The 23208-nt window shown below is 48.5% G+C and carries 17 protein-coding genes; 4 read left to right on the top strand and 13 right to left on the bottom strand.

The genetic code is table 11. The features are described 5' to 3' along the window. The first annotated feature begins 27 nt into the window (after positions 1-27). From tatC to J3P40_RS05360, 4 genes are read left to right on the top strand one after another with little or no spacing between them, the layout of a single operon-like run. Positions 28-906 carry a twin-arginine translocase subunit TatC gene (gene tatC, locus J3P40_RS05375; protein WP_256003600.1) on the top strand — a complete coding sequence of 293 codons (879 nt, stop codon included), beginning with the start codon at positions 28-30 and terminating at the stop codon, positions 904-906. Between the two features lie 33 nt (positions 907-939). Next, positions 940-1380, top strand: a complete 441-nt coding sequence (gene rpiB / locus J3P40_RS05370; RefSeq protein ID WP_256003599.1) for a ribose 5-phosphate isomerase B — start codon at positions 940-942, stop codon at positions 1378-1380. Beyond that, on the top strand, positions 1380-2978 hold the full coding sequence (locus J3P40_RS05365; RefSeq protein ID WP_256003598.1) for a M28 family peptidase: 1599 nt from the start codon (positions 1380-1382) through the stop codon (positions 2976-2978). Before rpiB ends, J3P40_RS05365 begins: the two co-directional genes overlap by 1 nt. Positions 2979-3029: 51 nt before the next feature. Then, positions 3030-4418, top strand: a complete 1389-nt coding sequence (locus tag J3P40_RS05360) for a LutB/LldF family L-lactate oxidation iron-sulfur protein (protein WP_256003597.1) — start codon at positions 3030-3032, stop codon at positions 4416-4418. Here J3P40_RS05360 and J3P40_RS05355 read toward each other — a convergent pair. The 13 genes from J3P40_RS05355 to J3P40_RS05295 form a co-directional block, all read right to left on the bottom strand. Further along, entirely contained in the window at positions 4375-4992 is a 618-nt protein-coding gene (locus J3P40_RS05355) for a SprT-like domain-containing protein (RefSeq protein WP_256003596.1), read from the bottom strand. The two genes, J3P40_RS05360 and J3P40_RS05355, sit on opposite strands and share 44 nt — an antisense overlap. A gap of 17 nt (positions 4993-5009) precedes the next feature. Beyond that, positions 5010-7124, bottom strand: a complete 2115-nt coding sequence (gene feoB / locus J3P40_RS05350; protein WP_256003595.1) for a ferrous iron transport protein B — start codon at positions 7122-7124, stop codon at positions 5010-5012. Positions 7125-7127: 3 nt separating this feature from the next. Continuing rightward, entirely contained in the window at positions 7128-7346 is a 219-nt protein-coding gene (locus J3P40_RS05345) for a FeoA family protein (protein ID WP_256003594.1), read from the bottom strand. A 217-nt stretch (positions 7347-7563) separates the two neighbouring features. Beyond that, entirely contained in the window at positions 7564-7884 is a 321-nt protein-coding gene (locus J3P40_RS05340; protein WP_256003592.1) for a VanZ family protein, read from the bottom strand. A 78-nt stretch (positions 7885-7962) separates the two neighbouring features. Next, positions 7963-8343, bottom strand: a complete 381-nt coding sequence (gcvH, locus tag J3P40_RS05335) for a glycine cleavage system protein GcvH (RefSeq protein ID WP_256003589.1) — start codon at positions 8341-8343, stop codon at positions 7963-7965. 91 nt (positions 8344-8434) lie between these two features. After that, positions 8435-15598: a T9SS outer membrane translocon Sov/SprA gene (gene sov / locus J3P40_RS05330; protein ID WP_256003587.1), complete on the bottom strand. Its 7164-nt coding sequence runs from the start codon at positions 15596-15598 to the stop codon at positions 8435-8437. An 11-nt stretch (positions 15599-15609) separates the two neighbouring features. Continuing rightward, positions 15610-16194 carry a Holliday junction branch migration protein RuvA gene (gene ruvA / locus J3P40_RS05325; RefSeq protein WP_256003586.1) on the bottom strand — a complete coding sequence of 195 codons (585 nt, stop codon included), beginning with the start codon at positions 16192-16194 and terminating at the stop codon, positions 15610-15612. Position 16195: 1 nt separating this feature from the next. Further along, complete coding sequence (locus J3P40_RS05320; protein WP_256003585.1) at positions 16196-18511, bottom strand: NADP-dependent malic enzyme; 2316 nt, start codon at positions 18509-18511, stop codon at positions 16196-16198. A 94-nt stretch (positions 18512-18605) separates the two neighbouring features. Then, a complete protein-coding gene (locus tag J3P40_RS05315) occupies positions 18606-19778 on the bottom strand; it encodes a lytic transglycosylase domain-containing protein (RefSeq protein WP_256003584.1) in 1173 nt (390 codons plus the stop codon). 22 nt (positions 19779-19800) lie between these two features. After that, entirely contained in the window at positions 19801-21240 is a 1440-nt protein-coding gene (gene gatA, locus J3P40_RS05310; RefSeq protein WP_256003583.1) for an Asp-tRNA(Asn)/Glu-tRNA(Gln) amidotransferase subunit GatA, read from the bottom strand. Positions 21241-21252: 12 nt separating this feature from the next. Further along, positions 21253-21456, bottom strand: a complete 204-nt coding sequence (locus J3P40_RS05305) for a Sec-independent protein translocase subunit TatA/TatB (protein ID WP_256003580.1) — start codon at positions 21454-21456, stop codon at positions 21253-21255. A gap of 11 nt (positions 21457-21467) precedes the next feature. Beyond that, complete coding sequence (locus tag J3P40_RS05300; RefSeq protein ID WP_256003578.1) at positions 21468-21875, bottom strand: Sec-independent protein translocase subunit TatA/TatB; 408 nt, start codon at positions 21873-21875, stop codon at positions 21468-21470. 57 nt (positions 21876-21932) lie between these two features. Next, entirely contained in the window at positions 21933-23192 is a 1260-nt protein-coding gene (locus J3P40_RS05295) for a murein hydrolase activator EnvC family protein (protein WP_256003577.1), read from the bottom strand. Positions 23193-23208: the final 16 nt, after the last annotated feature.

Below are 23208 nucleotides of genomic sequence, written 5' to 3'. Positions count from 1 at the left end.
TAGAATGGTATTTTTGCTTAACATATTATGAGCGAAACTAGAACGAAGAAACTGATTGGCGCAATAAAGGAGAAAGGAAAGACGCTTGAAGCCGAAATGTCTTTCTTCGACCATATCGATATCCTGCGAAAACATTTGCTTAGGGCACTGGCCGTTATCTTTGTGTTGACCATTGGTGCGTTTTACTTTTCAGACTTCATCTTCAATGAAGTGATCATGGGCCCCAAAAACCCTGATTTCTGGACCTATAAAATGATGTGCCAGCTTTATGAACGCTTTCCATCGATAGGTTCAGAATTTTGCATTACGAAGATCGACGCCAAGATCATCAACACACAGATGTCCGGGCAGTTTACCTTACAGCTAAACTCCTGTGTGATGGCCGGTGTTATACTAGGGGTTCCATACCTTCTCTTCGAAATCTGGTTGTTCGTGAAGCCTGCCTTGCACGACAACGAACGAAAATCGGCAAGTGGTTTTGTATTCTTTGCTTCGTTTCTTTTCTTTTTGGGAATTCTTTTTGGCTATTACCTCATTTGCCCGCTTTCTATAAATTTTCTCACAAATTTTACAGTGAGCCCGGATATTGAGAACACCTTCACCATCGATTCTTACCTGTCATCGATTATGACATTGACGCTGGGCTCAGGTCTGATCTTTCAGCTGCCAGTCATTATTTTTGTATTGTCAAAACTTGGCGTAATGACTCCGGCCTTTATGCGTTCAAGCAGAAGATATGCCGTTGTGATCATTTTGATTGTGGCAGCAGTAGTTACCCCAACGGCCGACCCCTTTACCATGATGATCGTAGCCCTGCCTTTATTTATATTATATGAGGTGAGTATTTATATCTCTGCCCATATTGAAAACAAAAGAAAAAGGGAACTATACAGTGCGGCAAACTAGGAAACAAATTGTATATTAATAAAAAATACAGGTATGTCTGATAATACGAAAATTAAAATAGCCATCGGCGCAGACCACGCCGGCTTTGAATACAAAGAAGCCCTGAAGGAATTTTTAAGCGCTTATGAGCTGAAAGACTTCGGCACCCATTCACTGGATTCTGTGGATTATCCGGATTTCGCCCACCCGGTTGCTTCAGCAGTGGAATCCAAGGCGTATACGCTTGGCATCCTGATCTGCGGCAGCGCAAATGGTGTGGCAATCAGCGCAAATAAACACCAGCAGATACGTGCGGCGATTTGCTGGCTGAACGAACTGGCCGCCCTTGCACGACAGCATAATGATGCCAACGTCCTTTGTATTCCGGCCAGATTTGTCTCTCTTGATCTTGCCAGGCAAATGACCACGACATTTATAAACACACCCTTTGAGGGAGGCCGGCACGCGGCCAGGGTAAATAAAATTTCATGCTAATGTACAGATACTTATATATTGCAGCTGTCCTTCTGGCCAGCCTCAACGGATACGGACAAAACAAAGAGGCAATTAAATTCGGAAAGCATGTCAATAAAGATGCGGCTTATAAGCATCTTTCAGTTCTGGCATCCGATGCCTACGAAGGTCGCGAAACAGGAACCGAGGGCGGTTGGATGGCGGCTGAATACATCAGAAATCACTTTAAAGCTATTGGACTTAAGGGGCCGGTCAACGGTGACTACTTTCAGCCCGTAGATATGGCCTCGTTTAGCCTCAACCAGCAGCTCTTGATCGCCGGACAAGCTGCTATGCCCATCACTGATTTCTACAACATGCCTCAGGCCGTCAGTATAAAAGGATACAACCTGAGCAGCCAGGATGTATTGTTTGCAGGATATGGCCTCAATACGGAAGGTTACAACGATTACAAAGATCAAACCATAGCCGGCAAGATCGTCCTCATCCTAAAATCCGGCAGGCCTGACGGTCAGCGTACAGACAATAACGCCCGTGCTGTAAGCGCTGCCTTGAATACTAAATTAAGATATTTGGCCGAGAACGGCGCAGCGGCGGTGCTGGTTATTGATCCGGCTGTGGACGTCATGCCTGACAATTTGAAGGCATACCTCAGTGAAGATCAAATGGTGATGAAGAGCGAAGAAAACGTTGCGCGACTAAATCAGCCGCAATCAATGCCTGTAGTTACCATCACCACGGCTACGGCCAACCGAATCCTTAAATCGGCGGGCACGGATCTGGAAGCTGTTAAAGCCAGAATCAGGACAAGCGGCAAACCCGCCACGCAAGTGATCAAAACCCAAATCAATATCAGCGCTAGCAAAAGCGAGAAAAAAGTACGCGCTGAAAACGTGCTGGGCTACCTTGAAGGCTCTGATCCAAAACTGAAAGATGAAGTTCTGGTTATTACGGCGCATTACGATCATATCGGTATCACCCCGGGCGTAAAAGGCGATGATAAGATCAACAATGGTGCGGATGACGACGGCTCAGGGACCACAGGCGTTCTTCTCATTGCAGATGCCTTTATGAAAGCGAAAAAGGCTGGTAAAGGCCCTAAAAGAAGTATTTTGTTCATGACCGTTACCGGCGAAGAAAAAGGCTTGCTCGGATCAGAATGGTATTCAGATCATCCCATATTTCCGCTGGCAAATACGGTTACCAACCTCAACATCGATATGATTGGCCGCGGCGATGCCGATCACGCCGGCGATAACAACTTCGTTTATATTATAGGCTCGGACATGTTAAGTACAGAACTTGACAGGATTGGAAAAAAGGCAAACAAGGACTATGTAAATATCAACCTGGACGAGCGTTATAACAACCGTACAGACCCAAACAGGTTCTACTACCGTTCTGATCATTACAATTTTGCCAAGCACGGAATTCCGGTGATCTTCTATTTCAACGGTGTGCACGACGATTATCACCAGCCTGGCGACGAAGTAAGTAAAATTGACTTTCCGATGCTTGCAAAGCGGGCCCAACTGGTTTATTTTACTGCTTGGGAGCTTGCAAACGGGGCAAAACGGCCAGCGGTGGATAAGAATGAGGACGGCACCCCAAAACAATAACCACAGCAAACCGTTAGCTTTATAACAATCTATTTTCACAGCAGCGACACGATGAATATTGCAGAGGAGTTTCTAGTAAAATCGGACGAAAAGGCTTTCGATCTCGGTCACCGTACCACCATTAATTACAATATTGGCAAGTACAATACTGCTGTGGAACGCGGACTGTCCAGATTTGAAAATCTGGAGAACTCTAAGAAGAAGGCACATGCGATCAAGTGGCGCGTTATGGAGAATCTGGATAAATATCTTCCGGAGTTTGAAGCTAACTTCCAGCGCAGAGGTGGTAAAGTGATCTGGGCCAACGACGCTGCAGAGGCACAGAAAGAGATATTAAATATCATCAATAATGCCGGCGGAAAATCTGTAATAAAGTCCAAATCTATGACCACCGAAGAAATTCACCTGAACGAATTTCTCGAGAAAAACAACATCGAATCGCTAGAGAGCGACCTGGGCGAATACATCGTACAGCTGCTTGGCCAGCACCCATACCATATTGTAACCCCTGCCATGCATCTTAGCAAAGAGGAGATCGCTCAGCTCTTTCATGAGAAGTTCGGCACGCCGGTAGACTATACACCGGAGCAGCTCACCCAGAAAGCGCGGGAATTGCTTCGGGACAAGTATCTGACTGCCGACATAGGCATTACCGGAGGTAACTTTCTGATCGCCGATACGGGCAGCATAGCACTTACGGAAAACGAAGGGAATGCCCGGCTTTCCACCACCTTCCCAAAGATTCACATTGCGGTGGTCGGTATCGAAAAGCTGATCCCTTCCATCGCCGATTTGGATTTGTTCTGGCCGCTTTTAGCGAGCCATGGAACCGGGCAGAACTTAACAGTTTACAATACCGTTCTCAGCGGACCCAGAAGAGGTGACGAAACAGATGGCCCGGAGGAGATGTATGTTATACTGCTCGACAACGGCAGAACGAAGCTGCTCGCACAGAAAGACCAGCGCCAGGGACTCTATTGCATCCGCTGCGGTGCTTGCCTGAACGCCTGCCCCGTGTATAAAAATATTGGCGGTCACACCTATAACACTACGTATAGCGGACCAATCGGATCCATCATTACCCCACATTTCCAGGGGATGAAGAACTTTAAGCACCTGAGTTATGCCTCGAGCCTGTGTGGTAAATGTTCTGAAGTTTGTCCCGTGAAGATCGACATCCATAAAATGCTCCTGTTGAACCGCCGCGACGCGGCTTCCAGTGGCAGCAATACAAAAGCCGAGGAGATTGGCTGGAAGATGTGGAAAACAGGAATGCAGCGGCGCTCACTGATGGACAGGTTTGGTGGTCGCATCAAAAACTTTCTTTTGAAATACCTGTTCAGGAAGAAGTGGGGAAAATACAGGGAAATGCCGCTAGTATCGGAAAAGTCCTTTGCTAAGCAGTGGCAGGAACGTCAAAAACTTCAGCAAGAGGATTAAAAAGATAGATCTTTCCGTTGTCCAGGCATGTGCACCTGTAGCGCTTCCGCAAGCGTTCGCCCTTTCTAAACCGTCGGCCGTCTTTGATACTGAACACCGCATCCGGCGGCAGTTCTTCGAGTTTAAACACGCCATCAGCGCTTAAATCATATTTTTTTAACGCTCTTGAAAGCTTAAGGTCGGTGCAACTAGCTGCCGCAGGGTTATTCAGGTAACTTGCTATAGCACGGCTTAGGTCATCAGGGAAAACGTCGCGTTCAAGAAAAGGAGCCATCATCCGCTGAAAGTTGCGCTTCCACTCGCCACCATGCGGTTTAACACGGTTCTTATACTCGTTCCAGGTCACCAAATGAGCAAATTCATGCACCGTTGTCACCAAAAAAGCATAAGGATTCAATGTCCTGTTTACTGAAATCTTATGCCCAAGCCCTTTAAAGGGATGCCGGTAATCGCCAAGCTTCGTAGCCCTGCCCTTCGATATGGTGAACTCACATTGGAAATAATCGATCCATCGTGCTATCATCGGTGCCGCCACCGCCGGCATATGCTGAGCTAAAATAGCAACCTTATCCACACTGCAAGATAACCAATTTACTTCAATAGCTGATAGGCGATCAAACTGGCGACATAAGCCAGAAGCGTCATATAGGTTAGCTGTATAAGCGGCCACTTCCATGACTTTGTTTCACGATACACTACCGCTACCGTACTCATGCACTGCATAGCAAAAGCATAGAAAAGCATAAGTGAAAACGCAGTTGCAAAAGTAAAGATTGGCAAACCCGTGTCAGGGTCTACTGCGTTTCTCATTTTGTTCCGGATGGTGTCAGTCTCTTCCGCGTCACCCACACTATAGATCGTCGCCATTGTGCCCACAAACGCCTCACGGGCGGCAAAAGAGGTAATTAGTGATATCCCGATCTTCCAATCGAAACCCAATGGCCGTATGGCAGGTTCAATGGCATGCCCCAAAATACCGGCATACGAATTCTCCAGGTACTCGGCAGATTTATCCCGCTCCAGAGTCTCCACTACGGTACTATCCTGGCGAGCCTCCAGCACGGCGTATTTTTGATCTATAGCCTCCATCCTTTCTGAGGGACCGTACGACGCCAGTACCCACAGCACAATAGATATTGCGATAATCACTTTACCAGCTTCAACAACAAAGGTCTTCGACTTCTCATACATGGTATAGATGACATTAGACCATCTGGGCATGCGGTAAACCGGCAATTCCATAATGAAATATGATCTTTCCTTCGCCTTAATCAGGAACTTCATTACCGCTGCCACCACGACAGCTGCCACGATGCTGATTACATACATGCCCATCAAGGTCAGGCCCTGCAGATTAATAAAGCCCCAAACCGTATCTTCTGGCACTACAAGCGATATCAGCAAGGTATAAACAGGCAGACGGGCAGAGCAACTGACCAGCGGGACTACCATAATCGTAATGATCCGGTCCTTCCAGCTTTCTATAGTACGTGCACTCATAATAGAAGGCACCGCACAGGCCAGACTGCCGATCATGGGCACCACCGATTTGCCACTCAGACCAAACCTTCTCATGATCTTATCCATCATGAATGTCACCCTGGCCATATATCCGGTATCTTCAAGTATCGAAATAAAGGCGAAGAGAATAGCGATCTGCGGGATAAAAATCACCACACCACCGAGACCTGCCAGTACACCGTCGATTAGCAGGCTCGACAGCACGCCTTCAGGCAAATGTGCATGACCATATTCCGTCAGAAACAGAAAAGCACCCTCAATCATGTCCATCGGATATGACGACCAGGCGAAAATTGAATTGAATATGAAAAACAAAAGCCCAATAAAGATCAGGAAACCCCAAACCTTATGGGTTAGCACGGCATCCAGCCTGTCACTGAAAGTAAACTTCCTGGCGGCACCTGTGTCCTTCATCACACCACTTAACACGGTGCCGAGGTACCTGTACCGGGCTATTGTCTCGGCCGCTTGAAGCTTGGCGCTCTCAAAAGCCTGACCACTGCGGATCCCATCAAGTGCAGCATGTTCCTCCTCCGTAAAGATATCCAGGTCCCGATGCTGATGCAGCATCTGTAAGGCCAGGTAGTCGTTGTCTATCTGCAATATCGCCTTCGCCTCCCGGCGCGCCTCAGGTGCCAGAATACTTAGGTCTGCACCCGGCAACTGTGTCGGAATGCGGGTGGTGTTTGCCACGGCCGTTTTCAACTGATCAAGCCCAATATTGCTACGCGCTGAAATCGGGACAACCTGAACACCAAGGCGTTCAGAGAGCTTATCAACATCAATGTCGATCCCCGCACGTTTGGCCATATCAGTCATATTCAAGGCTAGGATAACAGGCACCCCCATATCTGCTACCTGGGTATACAGAAGCAGATTCCGCCTAAGGTTAGTCGCATCTGCCACCACAATAACCACGTCGGGAAAACCTGGATTGTTCCTATCCGCGAGGACCTGCAGTACAATTCGCTCGTCCCTGCTTTTCGGATAAAGACTATAAGTACCCGGCAGGTCGATGATCTCCGCTTTGCGGTCGGCAGACAATTTGCAATAGCCTACCTTTTTGTCGACCGTTATTCCGGGGAAATTACCGATTTTTTGATTAAGTCCGGTAAGGAGGTTAAAGAGCGTAGATTTTCCTGTGTTGGGGTTCCCAACCAACGCTATTTTAATGTATTCAGTCAAAGCTTATTGTTCGATTATGATCATGGACGCCTCACTCTTCCGCAAGCAGAGCTGGTATCCCGCAATGCGGATGGCGACAGGGCAACCCATCGGAGCGAAGCGCTCTATCTCCACCACTTCACCCGGAAGACAGCCCATTTCCATCAGCTTTACTGACATCTCCAGATCTGTAAACGAAATAATTGTAGCCTGTTCACCAGGTTTAAGCTGTGAAAGTTTCATTTGTGCTATACGGAGTTATTTGACAGGCAAGATACCCTTTATCTATAATAAATCCAAATAACGAGACCGCCCGCACCAAGGATGACAGTTTATTTACCGAAAGACCGATAGCTTACCTTCGGACAATCGCAGCCTTGCCTGAACAGACCGCAGCCGTTCAGAACAAACATGAGCAGCGCAAGAAAAATTACCGAATATAATGTTCTCATATCAGGGACTAACTAACTACATTCTTCCGGTGCAACAGCACATAGCTGAACACACCCATGGCAACTCCAAGCATATCACAGCCAAAATCCCACCACTCGGCAGAGCGGTAAGTAAAAACCTTCCACTGAAGAATCTCGATCCCCCCTCCTACAAGCGAAGTGATCACAATGATCTTGAAGATGGTCAGCGAACGGAAACTGTAGCTATGCTGGTGTTTTATCTTACCGTAAAACAGCAATATCGTGAGGATGTAGAAAAAGCCGAGATGGGCAAGCTTATCAAATCCTTCAAAAAAAATGCCCGACACACCGGTGTCAGGCATTTTCATATTGCAAAATATCAGTATCAGGACCGTCCATATTACAGCCCAGCTTTGATACTTCAATGCTTGCATTTTATTCATTTATCAGGCACCTACCAATGCCTGGTAGCCTTCAGCATTCAACAGGCCATCTACTTCCGACGGATCCGTAAGAGAAACCTTCACCATCCAGCCCTGTCCATAAGGATCAGAATTAACCAGTTCAGGATTATCGTTCAGCGCAGGGTTTACCTCAAGCACCGTAGCACTAACCGGCATGAACAGATCCGAAACGGTTTTAACCGCTTCCACGGTTCCGAATACCTCGTCTTTACTTACTTCCTCACCTAATGTGTTTACATCGATGTAAACGATGTCGCCAAGTTCGCGCTGTGCAAAGTCAGTGATGCCAATATAGGCCTCGCCACCTTCAACCCTCAACCATTCATGGTCCTTTGTGTACTTTAATTCTGATGGAAAATTCATCTTGTTGTTGTTTAAATATCTCGAGTTTTTTTATGTAACAGCGGTCAAACCGTGTGTTCAAAGGTAATTAATCTAACACTTTATAACAATCCTAATTAAGGGTAATCCTCAAACTAAATCCAAAGTTGCTATATGCCGTATTGAAGCTCTGAGAGGTATAAGGCCGGGTAACATTCGAATCGTAGAATATCCGGAAATTAAACCGCTGGTTCAGCACATAGTCAACAGTGGGCCGAAGCGTTATGTTCTTTGCACCAGAGGAAACCTCCGCCTCAAGAACATCCGGCCGGTAAATGACCGTTTTATTGTCCCTCAGTGCCACATCAAGCTTAAAGTCCATATTGTTATCCATCTTCAGTCCCGGGAACATTCCGAACGGGAAACGGAACTTGTTGGTACGGTAACCTAAGCCGAAGATCATGTTGTTCTCCGAAAGCTGTGCCAGCTGGCTGTTGGCCAGGCTCAAACCGAGCAGCCTCGACCTTCCGATCTCAAAGTTGGCCGTCAGGTTGCTTTTCAATCGTGCATCAACGCCAATAAGGGGGGCAAATTGTTCTGCAATTGTTACCTGGTTATACTGATATTTAGGCAGGAAGTTCCCGTTCGCATCTCGCGTCCTGGAATATCCGTTCAGCTCCTCGTAACGGATCAGTGTATTGAAACTGTTCACACTATAGGCAGAGCGATACGAATGCCGCAGGTCTATGGAACTGAAACGCTCCCCGAGAAACGGAATTCGCGTAAGGCCGCGATAATTCAAACGCCAGTTGGGCAGAGGCACCGACGGCATGGTATTTAAGCTAACTGAAGAAGCCGGTTTACCTGTATACGCGGCCAGGAACGCTGGTACAACTACATCCTGCGCATCCTTGCTGTATCCGTCGGCAAACCCGCCCCCGCCTGCCGAATTCGGGTTTAATGCACCGAGACGCTGCGAAATCACCTGCCGGTTTTCCATAAACCGACCAAAAACTTTCGAAACCGTACTTCCTGTACCATCAGAAAATGCAGTCTTCAGCGATATAAAAGAGATACTGTAATCACCCGTAGTGTACGGACTCTGATTCTCAAAACCGCCCATCTCAGCGTCGTACCGGAAGTTCGTGGAAAAGTTTCTGGTCTGATTCTTATTCAGAGTAAGTGTGATGGTCAGGTCTCTGAGCGGTTCCAGCAGATTGGTGAAGCTCAGGTCTTCCCGCAGCGTGTTAATGTACAACTGCGACTGAAGCGTATCTCTGGTTAGCCAGCCATGCAGCATTGCTGTGTTTCGAATGTCGCGCTGACTTCCGAAAACAAAACCCAGACCCGGTGCGCCCGTCACATCATCTATACCAAAGAAACTGGAGCCGGGCAGATAGCCTGGTAAAAACGTTCCCTTGCTTTGCGTATAAGCTCCCACAATATTTCGCACACCTGTAAGCAACCCGACTAAAAAGCCCGGCCCTGAGCCATCTGACCCTGCGCGCCTTACAAAGCCAAACTTATTGTATAAACCTGCCAGATTAAGGTTGGGATTAATCTGTATAATCCGCGAATTCTGAATGGTATTTCCCATATCTATGTACGGGTTCCTCAAGGTCGACAACGGCTCAGCCTGCCAGTTAAAAGTTGTACCGTATCGGGTCGCAATGTTAACCCAATTCAGACCCGGGAGCTTGTTTACCGGGAGGTTGTACGTCAGGTTCATATTATGACTGTAATCCGTGGTGCGACCCAGCCGAAGCAAATTTTGCCACACTGTGTCCCGCTTAGAGCGATCCAGTCTTCCCTCTGGCTCATCAATAATAGAATAATTGGTGGCATCGAAGTCTAGTGTCATCGACCTCGACAAATTCCAGGAGATGCCATAAACCCGTGTAACCAGGAAATTCTTGTTGAAAGTCGTGTTCACCGGAATATAGTTTGCCGGATCATTATTACGCAGACTGTTCTCAGAATAATACCGGTCCAGATCGATCCTGAAATTTATGGAATTCGGCAGTAAGCTGAAATTGAACTCTTTAAGCAACGCAAGCATGTTAGATTTAATGATGCGGTCAAAGGGTTGATAATTGCGCGACTGGCCGGAATAATTATAGGCCAGTGATGCTCTGTAAGTATGCTGCACACTGTGCTGATTGATGAAATCTCGGTGCAGGTACTTCGTCTGTGCATAACTCACGTTCAGGTTCTCAACATCCCACAACCGCGGATTTCTTTCCAAGTCCGTCCGCTCCTTCCTCACATTATTAAAGCTGATGCTGTTTCGGGTGGTATAGTCCTGTGCATAGTTCAGCACCTCCTTCTTTTCTTCCTTCGTCGCACCCTCAAGCGAGTTCTTCAGTTCAATATCCGGCGTCCTCGGATCAAACTGCGGTGTGCTCACCTGACTTGAGTAGCTAACGAACATAGGAATCTTAATCCCCGTCTTTTTGGGTAGCAGCATCCCCAGCTCCATGCTGGATGAGACGTCAAAAAACACGTGATCTGCCCGGTTTCGTTCACTCACGCGTTTCTCAATAGAGCCAAATCCTATGGTCGATTTGCTTCCGGAAATATTAACATCTGCAAAATCCGCCAGCTGCGCATTCATCCGTGCATTTGCGGCCCATCCTCCCCGCTCGTCAAATTCCGTAAGCCGCAGCTCATTAAACCACACAAGCGCATTCTTATCCAGTCCGTCGTCGCTCCCGGTGCCGGTCCGCAGGGGGTTTTTAACGCCAAGCATATAAACCCTTACCTTGCTCATGTCGGGCTGACCTTTAATGGTAATGGTCCGCCCGTTTTCCACATAGTCGAAAGGAACGTTCACGGGCCATGGCTGCCCGCCGAGCAAGGCCTTGTTCCTGGCCAGTTTCGCATGCTGGAAAGATTCCAGCTCGATGTCCATCTTGTTCTGCTGCGGCCATATGGCGTCCGGATCACTTGTCCCCGGCTGCGTTACCCGAAGGGGCAGTGAATATTCGTAATAATTATCCTGATTGTCGGTACCTATCCGCAAAAAAGCACTCAAATCGCTGTCGCTTAATATACCGCTCCCCAGTGCTTCGGCGTGGATAAACATTTCCAGACGCCGGTACGATCTGAAATCATTGATCGCCGTTTTAAATGCCGCCCTTCCATAGCCATCACGCAAATTTCTCACAGTAAGCGCGAGCGATTGTTCATTCTGACGCGCATCCCCCCTAAAATCGGTAAGGTTACGCTCCCGTTCTATACCCGGTGGCACCACGTAAGGGATCGGGCTACGCTTACCATTTTCCTCGATATTCACGGTTGCCACCTCTATGGTAGAGTTATCAGGCGCTGCGGGAACCAATGCCTGATCGGCGATAACTTTATCTCCCTCATTGGCTGCGTTATACTGCCGCCATTCTCCACGGATCAGTTGAATCTTGCCAAACCGCAAAATTGCAGTATCTGCAAAATTGGTCATAAACATACGTATAAAGCGTATCGACTTAAAATCGGGGATATTGCCCACACGCTGCTGGTACTGTGCTAGTGGGATCCTGATCTGGTACCAGGTAACAGGCTGGGTTGAACCGTTGGCCAGCTTCACCTGCGACGTAACCTTATCGGTAATGAAGTTTTGCCCCACCATCAGATCGCCGGGACGCATCGACACCTTGTACTGGAAATACTCGTCGCTCTGCGTCATGTTGTTATCGCGATTTACATCCTCGCCATCAGGCAAAGAAGTCGAGGCTGAATTCTCCACACCAAAGTCCTGCTGCGACTGCTGAGGTGTTTTGGAATTTCCTTCTGTCCCGTTATAGCGTTGGTAGCGTCGCAATATCCCCGCGTTTTCCTGGTCAAGCGCTCTCGATCTGTAATAGGAGTAGTCGTCCGATGAAGGATCGGCATCCAGGGCGGCAGCCGCATCCGGATTTAACTGTGCTTTGATCTGATTGATCTGGGCCGCAAACTTAGTACGCTCCTGTTCACTGCTCAAGCCGTCAAGCCCAACGTCCTGTATTCTTCTGGCTTCAGGATCATTGTCGAATGCCTGCACTACTGGCTGTAGCTTAGGCACCCTTCCCCAATTGGTCTCGTCGTACTTAGACGGGTCGGCGTTTGCAGGCAGGCCGTTTTCGAGCGACTTCCGCCCGTCTTTTAAAATATCCTCAGAAAGATTCCCCAAATTGAAGTACAGGTCCCCGCCTTCCGAATTCGGCTTGTAAATAAAGGGATCCATGACCCAAAGCTCAATGAATTCGATGTTCAGCGCTTCAAAATCGTTTGTTTCAATTCTGCGAAACAACCCTCCCCATCTCGAGCGCGGATTATTCAGTGAGCCATCAGCATTAAAGCCCGTTGTGCTGAAATTGTATGGCCCCCTTACCTTAGGATAAAAGGCAATGTCCAGTGTCGGCAACATCACCGGCTGGCCCGTTGCGATCTCTTTAAACGGAAACACCTCCTGCTCTACGATCTCCCTCACATAGTGGTTAGAAAGCTCATTCCGGTTCCCCCGGATACCCGCTGGGATTTCACCGCCGCCCCTGCCATAGAACAATGGATCGATATTGTAAAAAGCGATCCGGGCCCTGTTATAGCCGTAAGCCAGGTCGTTTACTAGTTGCGATTCGGGGAAAAGCTGCGGGGTGCCCGACAACTGCCAGGCAATGGAGCTTTTTAGATCTATTATCGACCTCGAACCCTCGAAATCATCTAAATAACTTACCCCTCCCGCTTTCCCCGCGAAATTCAGCGCGCGCGGATGGCCAGGCATCAGTTGGGCAAACTCTCCCGCGAAAGTAATGCTTGAAGGAGCCTTAGTAGAAATCAGGGGGAGCCTGTCGATCAGCCTCGTCAGAAACCTGGAGTTGGAACTGTAATTCAGGTCCATCCCCCAGATCGTATTCGATATCGGTTCCTCGCCTATGTTTACTTTGGGTGTAAGCGGCTTCTCCGTCAGATTCATCAGCGTACCGCCGATATTCCATTTATTGTTCACCCGGTAATCTAGCCGCGTACCGAAAAGCGAGCGTTGCTGAAGTCCGAACAATTCATTGTTCTCCGTCGAGATCCGGACCGGCTGGCCCGACAACAGTACGCCCGTGTTCAGGATTTTGACCCGGCCGCCCTGGTAGTCTACCGTATAGTCGACCCCTTCCTGAAGCGGGATGGTGCCTGAAAATACACGTACCGAGCCCTCTGGCACATTTATAGCATTCAGGCTAAACTCAGATGATATATCTGACTGGTAATTACCTTTGATGATATACCTGTTCTGGCGCGTAAACAACTGCTGCGCGATGACTTTCGTCGAGTCATACAGTGCGGGATAAGTATACCTGTCTATAAGCGCCTGTTCAGAGGGCAGGAACTGATCGGCCAGATCCTTGCCAAAAGGTTCAATGACAGGAAAAATAATCCTTCCATTAAAAGGATCTATGGTTATATATCCGTTTGTCATATTCGTGACCAGCGACGTATTGCTGCTCCCTGACGCCGCTGTCCCCGGGGCAATCGCCGACGAGGTCTGCGCAGTGTTTGAACGTGGGTCAAAAGGCTTGTTCTCGGCTTCAAAATCAAATATCCCGTCCGGTTTCAGTTCATCCTGCTGATTCAGCCGGTCAAGCCCAAGCACCTGAATCCATTGCTTATCCCGCAACGGTCTGTTATCAGCATCCAGACGCTCGCCTTCGGTAATCACGGGCCTTTCCACGCCGCTGGCCTCATCTATACGGAAAATATCCAGTCTGAAATTCTGGGGACTGATCTGGTATCCTCCGATCGCGTAGATATTTTTCATCATTAAATCCCAGGTCGGCAGACTGGTCTTCGTCGTTTCATTTTTAAGAAGCTTTGCAAACAGCACGTTAGGTGTAGCCTGATCGTAAGGAACATCGGTGGAAAACTCACCCACCTGGTACTCCACCCCGTTATAGGTATAGCGATAGGCAACCGCCAAAACCTCGTCGGCATTCAATGCATTGTTCAACGAGATATAACCCAGTTTCGGGTGAAAGGTAAACTCCCGGTCGGCAAGCTTCCGGGCATACGTAAGCTTCGCGAAATTGTCTGTACCTCCGGTTCCCTGAAAATAAGAGAGTGCCGCGTTCGAGTTCGCTTGTCTGGCATCTGCTGGTAAATTCTCAAGTAAATTGTTGGACGACCTTGGAAACAACGGATTTGAAAACCCGGAAGGTAAAGCGGTATAACCGGCCCCGCTTACCAGAGTAGTGTTAAAGGGGCTGTTCTCGCCGAGGTCAATCAGCGCGAGTATATCTCTCGAATCCTGGGTTGTACCCGCCTTGTTAGTGATCCAGACCTCAATTTTCGTGATAATAACGTTGGATGTGATCACCGGCGCCGTAGCCGGTGCCCGGTTATAGTTGTTGCGAAAGTACTGGGCCAGGAAGAAATGTTTATTAGCCTCATAGTTATCCCCGGAGATACGGAACTCGTTTTGCTGGGCGCCATTATTAATCACAATCTCCCTTGATTGCGATTTCTGCTGACTGAATATGGTGTTTACACTGAGCCTTCCAAACTGCAATTGCGTTTTTACCCCAAAGAGCGCCTGTGTTCCCGTAATTAGTGTAGTGTTTAGCGGCAGGCTCACATTTCCCGCCTCAATTTTCTTGATGATATCGTCCTCACCACCTGTATAGTCTATCTTGATCCGGTTTTCGAAATCAAACTGAGCCTCGGTGTTATAGTTCATGTTCACCTTCAGTTTGGTCCCGATATTCCCGATCACATCCATCTGGATGCGCTGGTTAAAATCGAAATTTCCCTGAACGCGCTGGCGCTCATTAAACAGCGGGTTCTCATTTCTGTTGATCCGCCCTAAAAAAGTCAGCTCGGCTTCACCGCGCGGCTGAATATCAATCGTATTTCCACCAAAAATACGCTCAAAAGCCTCACTGTTAACTTTAAGGCTCGGTATCACGCCTGTCCTGCGCACCTCAGCTACCTCCTTGTCCGACAGTCGCTTCCAGTTTTCCCGCTTGATCTCGCTTTCCACCAGGCGCTGGTACTCCGTAATGCTTAAATACTGTGGCAGTCCGAATGCCCGGCCGCCGATAAGCTGCCTGATGACATAACGCTTGTTGGCCGCATCGTATTCAACCTGACGGGTAATATTACCCGGAAGGGGAGCAAAAGGCTTGCTGAGCGAACCTGTGCCCAGTAGCCGCCTTTCTCTGAGGCCAAAGGTGTTCTTTAAGGTATCTGAGGTCACCCGCCCGGGACTAACCTGAGCGCGAAGCAGCCCGGAACCGCCAATAGCTAATAAAAGAAAGATCAGCGCTAACCTTTTCAAGGATAAAACAATTAAAGATTCTTCAAAGCCAACTTGATCATTTGCTCTACCAGTAAATCCTTCCCATGTACCTTTTCAACTGCCACAAGGGCCTTCTCGGATGCCGGCTTCGAAAAACCAAGCATAACCAGCGCAGCGATGGCTTCATCCTTTACAGAATTCCTTACCGGGGCGGCCATGAGCGAGCCGCTACCCTCCTTTTTCAACTTATCCTGAAGTTCCAGAACAAGACGCTGGGCCGACTTCGCACCTATCCCCTTAATACGTTGTATAAGCGGAAGATCTCCCTGAATAATAGCCGCCTGGATCTCTGTCGGTGTAATCGATGAAAGCATCATCCTGCCCGTGTTAGGTCCAATACCCGATACCGAGATGAGGTGAAGGAACAACCGCCGCTCATCCTCATCGGCAAACCCGTAAAGTGTGTGTGCATCCTCCTTTACATGCAGCCAGGTATATATTTTACATCGCTCACCCTCGGGCAAACTACTGTATGTACTCAGGGAGATATTTATGTGGTAACCCACGCCGCCGGCTTCCACCACCACATAAGCAGGGCATTTAAAAGTCAGCTTCCCATCGATATATGCAAACATGTTATTTTCTGGAAATTCTTTTCAAAAGCCCGCCTCTGTCCGATGTTGCGTCAAGTTTCTTCTCCTGGGCATCCACAACAGCGATGGTCACCATGTTAACGATCTCCCTCACCGAGCTTCCCAGTTGCACAATATGAACAGGTTTTTTCAGTCCAAGCAAAATAGGGCCTACAGCTTCTGCTTCGCCGAGCTCCTGCAGCAGTTTGTACGCAATATTGCCCGATTCCAGGTTTGGAAATACCAGGGTATTTGCCGGCGCATCAGCCAGCCTGCTGAACGGAAAATTATCCTTAAGCATGAGATTGTTTATGGCAAAGTTGGCCTGCATCTCGCCGTCAACGATCATTTCCGGGTGACGGTCATGCAGGATCCTGACAGCCTTCCTTACTTTTTCAGGTACCGGACCATCATTAGATCCGAAATTGGAATAGGAAAGCAGTGCAATCCGGGGTTGTATGTTAAACTTCCTCACCGCCCGTTCCAACAGCAACGTGAGGTCTACAAGCTCCTCCGCCGTCGGGTCCACGTTTACTGTGGTATCGCCAAAAAACACCGGACCCTTACGGGTGATCATCATATACATACCCGCAACCCTGTTCACACCTTCCTGGGTACCGATCACGCGCAATGCAGGCTTAATAGTAGCCGCATAGTTCTTCGTCAGGCCAGACACCAGCGCATCCGCCTCCCCGAACTCCACCATGGACGCCCCGAAATAGTTTCTGTCGCGCATGAGCTTGGATGCTTCCGAAGAAGTAATGCCCCGCCTTTGCCGCTTGCGGTAAAGCGCTTCAGCATATTTGCTCAACCGTTCAGTCTCCGCAAAATTATCAATGATTTCCACACCCTCAAGGTCAAGCTCATTCTCATCGATGATCTTTTGGATCGCCTGTTTATTGCCAAGCAATATCGGAACCGCAATATTCTCATCCTTTACGATTTGGGCCGCCTTTAAAATCTTATAATTGTCAGCCTCTGCGAAAACAATACGCTTAGGGTCAGACTTAGCCCGGTTGGTCAATGCACGCATAATGGCGTCGTCTCCGCCAAGCCGGCGTTTAAGCTCCTCCTCATAGGCATCCCAATCAGAAATAACCTTACGTGCAACGCCCGACTCAATCGCCGCCTTAGCCACTGCTATCGATACATTCGTCATAAGCCGCATGTCCATCGGCTTGGGTATAATATAGTCTTTACCAAACTTGATGTTGTTTTGATTGTAGGCCATGTTCACCGCTTCAGGCACCGGCTTCCTTGCCAGTTCAGCTATAGCCCGCACCGCCGCAACTTTCATCGCTTCGTTAATTCCGGTAGCACGAACATCCAGTGCCCCCCTGAAGATATACGGGAAACCAAGCACATTATTCACCTGATTAGGATAATCAGACCGGCCCGTGGCCATGATGATATCCTTACGGCTCGACACAGCAAGGTCATAAGCAATTTCCGGATCAGGGTTAGCCATCGCAAATACAATCGGATTCCGGGCCATGGATTTCAGCATTTCTTCTGTCACACAGTTACCTGACGACAAACCAATGAACACGTCAGCATCCTTCATCGCGTCGGCCAGGGTCTCCAGTTTTCTGGACGTAGCAAATTCTGCCTTAATTTCATCCAGGTTGTCACGTTTGTCCGTAATCACGCCAGAACGGTCGCACATCACGATATTCTCCTTCTTCGCGCCCAAAGATACATACAGACGCGTGCAGGAAATCGCTGCCGCACCGGCACCGTTAACAACGATCTTTACCTTATCTATTTTCTTCTTTTGCAGGTCGCAGGCGTTCAGCAGCGCAGCTGCCGAAATAATCGCTGTGCCGTGCTGATCATCATGCATCACCGGGATGTTCATTTCCGCTTTAAGCCTGCGTTCTATTTCAAAACACTCAGGCGCCTTAATGTCCTCCAGGTTTATGCCTCCGAAAGTGGGCTCCAATGCTTTAACGATGTTTACGAACTCGTCAACATTTTTAGTATCCAGCTCAAGGTCGAACACATCAATATCGGCGAATATCTTAAACAACAAACCCTTACCCTCCATCACAGGCTTACCCGCTTCCGGCCCAATGTCGCCCAGCCCCAGTACCGCGGTACCATTGCTGATCACCGCAACAAGATTTCCCTTGGCGGTATATTTATATACTTCTTCTTTTTTATCCGCTATCCTCAAACAAGGTTCTGCAACCCCGGGTGAATATGCAAGAGTTAAATCCCTTTGAGAATTGGTAGGCTTAGTTGGCACTACCTGTATCTTCCCCGGCCTGCCCTGCGAATGATAATCAAGCGCATCCTGTCTCCTGTTAATTTTGCTCATAAACCTCTTGAATATAAGGCGTCAAAGTTACAATTCTTTTATATAGGGATAAAATGAAATGCGCCATTACGGCGCATTGAATGAAATGAATAATCTAGCTCTTGAGGGGAAGCTTTCCGGCAGGCTCCTCGTCAGGCCGGTAAACCTTCAACTTCTGGCCCGGCACTATCACCGTGCTTTTCAGGTTATTCCAGAACTTCAGGTCCTGCACCTCAACACGGTATTTATCTGCAATAGCACCGAGGTTCTGCCCACGGGTTACTTTATGAATCGTGTAGCCAGGGCTCGAGGCGAATACCACTTTGTGCCCACTTTCTGCACCCCCGTTCAGCACATCATATACAGCGGCATAATCAGCCACGGCCACCCTGGGAACCACCACACGGCGCGGCGCGTCCATCGTGCCGTTTACAATCTTCTTCTTGTAGGAAGGGTTCAGTTTCAGAAGATCCTCTTCCGGTATCGAAAGCGCCTGGGCCAATTTAGGAAGCGACACAAAATGGTTTACATGAACAGTGTCTGCCTGCCGGGCCAGGGCCGAGGGCTTTAGCTCAATATCATGCTTTTTCCAGCACTTCATCACATATACTGTCGCAATAAAAGCCGGCACATAGTTCCTGGTTTCCTGCGGAAGAAATTTTCGAACCACCCAAAAATCATTCGACTCCGCTTTCTGCATGGCCCGCTTCACGCCGCCCATCCCGCAATTGTATGCGGCTATCGCCAGCAGCCAGTCGCCCAGTTCCTCAAAGGCATCCCGAAAATAGGCAGCGGCAGCATAACTTGATTGCACCGGATCCTTACGCTCGTCCACATAATTGTCTATGCCCAGTCCATAACCCTTTGCAGTGGTATACATAAATTGCCACAGGCCTGTCGCGCCTACCCTCGACACCGCATGCGGGTTCAGGGAAGATTCAATGATCGGCAGGTACTTGATTTCGTCAGGAATATCGTAGCTCTTCAGCGCCCTCGAGAATATGGGAGAATAATAATCAGACAAGCCGAGCATCTTGCCCATCATGTCTTTACGGCCGGCGTATATGTCGATATACTCCTGCACATACTCATTGTAGGTGAGGGGAACCGTACGCTGGATAGAATCCAGGCGGCTTTTCAGCATATAATTGTAAGACGCAAACCGCGTCTGCTCTTCCAGTTCAGGAATAGCCGTGGTATCAGTTAGAAGAGGCCTTTGCTGGGCCGATACGGAAAAGCTGATAAAAGCCAGTAAGCAATAAGATACTATACGTATTTTTTTGTTCATAGGCACGTGGTGCTTAGCTTGTTTAGTTTGGGCCGGCCGGGGCCGACAGGTATTCATGGGCAAACGACAGCAGACTTTCTTCCTGAAAGCGGCCGGCCATTAGCTGAATACTTAACGGCAGATTCTGCCGATTATTGCCCAGGGGCAAAGCCATAGCTGGAATGCCGGTAAGTGAAGCCAGCACCGTAAAAATATCAGCCATGTACATCACCAGTGGGTCCTCGGTTTTTTCACCCAGTTTAAACGCGGGCGTGGGTGCCACCGGCAAAACCAGCAGATCAAAATCTGTCAGCAGCTTCTCCATACGTTCCCGGATCAACTGCCTCACCTGCTGAGCTTTCTGGTAGTAAGCATCATAATAACCAGCGCTTAATACAAAAGTGCCCAGCAATATACGGCGCTTCACTTCTTCTCCAAAGCCCTCTGCCCTGGAGCGTTTATATAAAGTGTTCAGGCTGCCGGCCTCCATATTTCTGTAGCCATAGTGCACACCATCGTATCGCGACAAATTGGAGGAAGCCTCGGCGGTCGTCAACACATAATAAGCAGGCACCAGGTAATCTAAAAGATCAAAAGAAACATATTCCACACTGTGTCCATCTGCTTTGAAACGTTCCAAAGCCCTGCTTATCGAAGCCTTCAACTCAGGGTCCAGCGCCTCACTGTCCAAAGTTTCCTTCAGCACAGCAATTTTCCTTTTTGTGTTTTTGTTCAGCAAGGAAGCATAATCAGGGACCGGAAGCTGAGATACCGTGCTGTCGTAGGCATCTGCCCCCGCAAGCACATTCAGCAACAAGGCCGCGTCGTATACGGAAGAAGTGATTGTACCCACCTGATCAAAAGACGAGGCATAAGCAATAACGCCGTATCTGGAGATGCGCCCATAAGTGGGCTTCAGACCAATATTCCCGCAAAAAGCCGCGGGCTGTCTTACAGACCCTCCGGTATCCGTACCCAGCGCACACAGGCACATATCCGCCTGTACCGCTACTGAAGAACCGCCCGAAGAACCGCCCGGCACACGCTCCTCATCAGCAGCGTTTCGCACAGCACCAAAAAAAGAACTTTCGTTAGAGCCGCCCATCGCAAATTCATCACAGTTCAGGCGACCAATAATCACCGCGTCCTCCCTAAGCAGGCGCTCCACCACCGTTGCGGAATAAGGCGAAACAAAATTCTCCAGCATCCTCGAGGAAGCAGATACCTGATGATCCTTGTAGCAAATATTGTCCTTAATACCGATCACCATCCCGGCAAGCTTACCGGCCGTGCCTGCATCAATTTTCTTCTGCACCGCTAGAGCCTGGGCATTGGCAGAATCGAAAAACACCTCATTGAACGCGTTGAGGTGTTTATGTTGCGCTATTTGCTCTAAATAATAGCTAAGCAGGGCAGGCACGCTAAGTTTACCTTGCGCAATAAGGCCCTGTATCTCTGTGAGGCAGCTATACTTTTTATTCAAACCAGGAAAAGACTATCTGATGTTCGATTGGTTCTGATCTGCTTTTTCGGAACTGTCTACACCGTCTTTACCTTCTTTAAATTCCTTCATTCCCTTACCCAGACCGCGCATCAGCTCAGGTATTTTCTTGCCGCCGAAAAGTAAAAGCAAGGCTACAATAATCAGGGCAATCTCTCCGCCACCTAATCCAAAGGCTGCTATTGTTGTGTTTAACATAATATTTCTTGTTAAGAATTTGTCTTTTCTGTATCTGTCGCTGTGTCCGTCCTCGTATAGCTTCTGGACATTGGCACCGTATTAGGAATACCTGTTTCCACCGGAGGTGCGGGCTTCTCAAAATCTTCTTCTTCCGTAGTCTCCTCTTCCACGGCGGCAGTACCGCTCTCAGTCATATCGTCTTTAGCATCCCGGATCATCTCGTCTATATCTTCCTTGATGCTTACCGCATTGATGTTCCTGTGAATCTCCCGCTTTACGTCGTCAGAAGCGTCTTTAAATTCCCGGATACCCTTGCCAAGTCCCCTGGCCAGCTCAGGCAATTTTTTACCGCCAAACAACAAAAGTATGGCAGCAACAATCAGCACCATCTCTCCCCCGCCTATATTCAGGAATTCAGCTAACGTTCCTATGTACATTGTTCCTCGCTATTTTGATTGTATTTGCAAATATAGTGTTTTTTAACCAGCCAGCTTTTACTTGGCAATCCATGCCTCAGGATTTTGCGCGGCCATACCCCGTCTTATCTGGAACTGAAGCTGGGGTGTTCCGTCCGAATTAGCCACTGTTCCGATGGTCTGCTTTGTGGAAACTTTATCGCCGCGCGACACGCTCACGGACTTCAGGTTGGAATACACGGTAAAGTAAGCCCCGTGTTTAATCAGGACATAATACCTGCCCAGTTGCGAGTCTACTGCACTTACCACCCCTTCAAATACGGCACGTACCGCAGCGCCTTCGGCGGTCTCAATATTTACACCGTCATTGGTATAACTGGCCTGGCCTTCCTTGTGAACACCAAACCTCTCTGTGATAATTCCAGTAGCCACAGGCCATGGCAGTGATCCCCGGTTTCCTTCAAACTGTGAAGACAAACGTGCCGATTCAGGCGTAGCTGTCAGATAGCCACTGCTTGTCTTGGGCTTAGCCGCAGGCTCTGGCGCTTCCCTGTTCTCTGCCTTGGCTTTTGCTGCCGCTGCGCGGGCTTCTTCTTCCTCCCGTCGTTTTGCAGCCTCAATTTCACGCGCTATAGCTGCACGTAAACTTCGTTCAACCGCAGCTTGCGTCCGTTGTCTGGCCGCTATATCCTGTTTAATCTGTTTCTCCTGTTTGCTGTACTGATTGAGCACCTTAGATTGCTCCGATTTATTTTTGCCGAGTTTGTTACGCTCGCTCTCCTGCTCTTTCAGCAAATTGCTTTTTTCTTTCAGACTCTTGTCGAGCGTCACGATCCGATAGTTGAGATCCTTCTGCTTGCCCTGGATATAATCAGCCTGCTTCTTCCGGTATTGCCCAAATTGCTGAAGATATTTGATCCGCTTATAGGCCTGGTTGAAATCCTTTGCCGCAAAAATGAACATCATTTTATCATAAGCATTCCGGTTTCGCTGGGCAAAGCGGATCATGCTGGCATATTCTTTTTTCAGTTGGCCCAACTGACCTTTCAGATTAGTGACGGCATTTGTATTTTCATGGATTTCGTTGTCCAGATTCTTTATTTCTGAGTTGATCAGCGATATCTTGTTCTGCATGAGCCTGATCTTAGCGTTCAGCGCATTGATCTGGCTCAGCGTAAGGCGCTTTTTCTTCGCTGCCTCTGCGGCGTTTTTTTGCAGGAGATTAATTTCCCGCTGAATAGCCTCCTTCCTCCGTTTCAATTCTGCACTGCTTTGCCCGAAAGCTGCAGACCCACACAACATGAGCACAAAGAGAATAAGTAATGGATATCGCTTCATTCCACCAAAAGTATGA

Source organism: Pedobacter deserti (assembly GCF_024436415.1).
GTDB classification, from domain to species: Bacteria; Bacteroidota; Bacteroidia; order Sphingobacteriales; family Sphingobacteriaceae; genus Pedobacter; species Pedobacter faecalis.
Note: the sequence above shows the minus strand (reverse complement) of the source record. Positions and strands in the feature narration are given on the sequence as shown.

Coding starts and splice junctions, on each gene's coding strand:
- gcvH (WP_256003589.1), bottom strand. CDS start 8,343: ATGAATTTTCCATCAGAATTAAAGTACACAAAGGACCATGAATGGTTG.
- J3P40_RS05340 (WP_256003592.1), bottom strand. CDS start 7,884: ATGAAAATGCCTGACACCGGTGTGTCGGGCATTTTTTTTGAAGGATTT.
- ruvA (WP_256003586.1), bottom strand. CDS start 16,194: ATGTTTGCATATATCGATGGGAAGCTGACTTTTAAATGCCCTGCTTAT.
- J3P40_RS05365 (WP_256003598.1), top strand. CDS start 1,380: ATGTACAGATACTTATATATTGCAGCTGTCCTTCTGGCCAGCCTCAAC.
- J3P40_RS05360 (WP_256003597.1), top strand. CDS start 3,030: ATGAATATTGCAGAGGAGTTTCTAGTAAAATCGGACGAAAAGGCTTTC.
- J3P40_RS05305 (WP_256003580.1), bottom strand. CDS start 21,456: ATGTTAAACACAACAATAGCAGCCTTTGGATTAGGTGGCGGAGAGATT.
- J3P40_RS05345 (WP_256003594.1), bottom strand. CDS start 7,346: ATGAAACTTTCACAGCTTAAACCTGGTGAACAGGCTACAATTATTTCG.
- J3P40_RS05300 (WP_256003578.1), bottom strand. CDS start 21,875: ATGTACATAGGAACGTTAGCTGAATTCCTGAATATAGGCGGGGGAGAG.
- tatC (WP_256003600.1), top strand. CDS start 28: ATGAGCGAAACTAGAACGAAGAAACTGATTGGCGCAATAAAGGAGAAA.
- J3P40_RS05315 (WP_256003584.1), bottom strand. CDS start 19,778: ATGAACAAAAAAATACGTATAGTATCTTATTGCTTACTGGCTTTTATC.
- rpiB (WP_256003599.1), top strand. CDS start 940: ATGTCTGATAATACGAAAATTAAAATAGCCATCGGCGCAGACCACGCC.
- J3P40_RS05320 (WP_256003585.1), bottom strand. CDS start 18,511: ATGAGCAAAATTAACAGGAGACAGGATGCGCTTGATTATCATTCGCAG.
- J3P40_RS05295 (WP_256003577.1), bottom strand. CDS start 23,192: ATGAAGCGATATCCATTACTTATTCTCTTTGTGCTCATGTTGTGTGGG.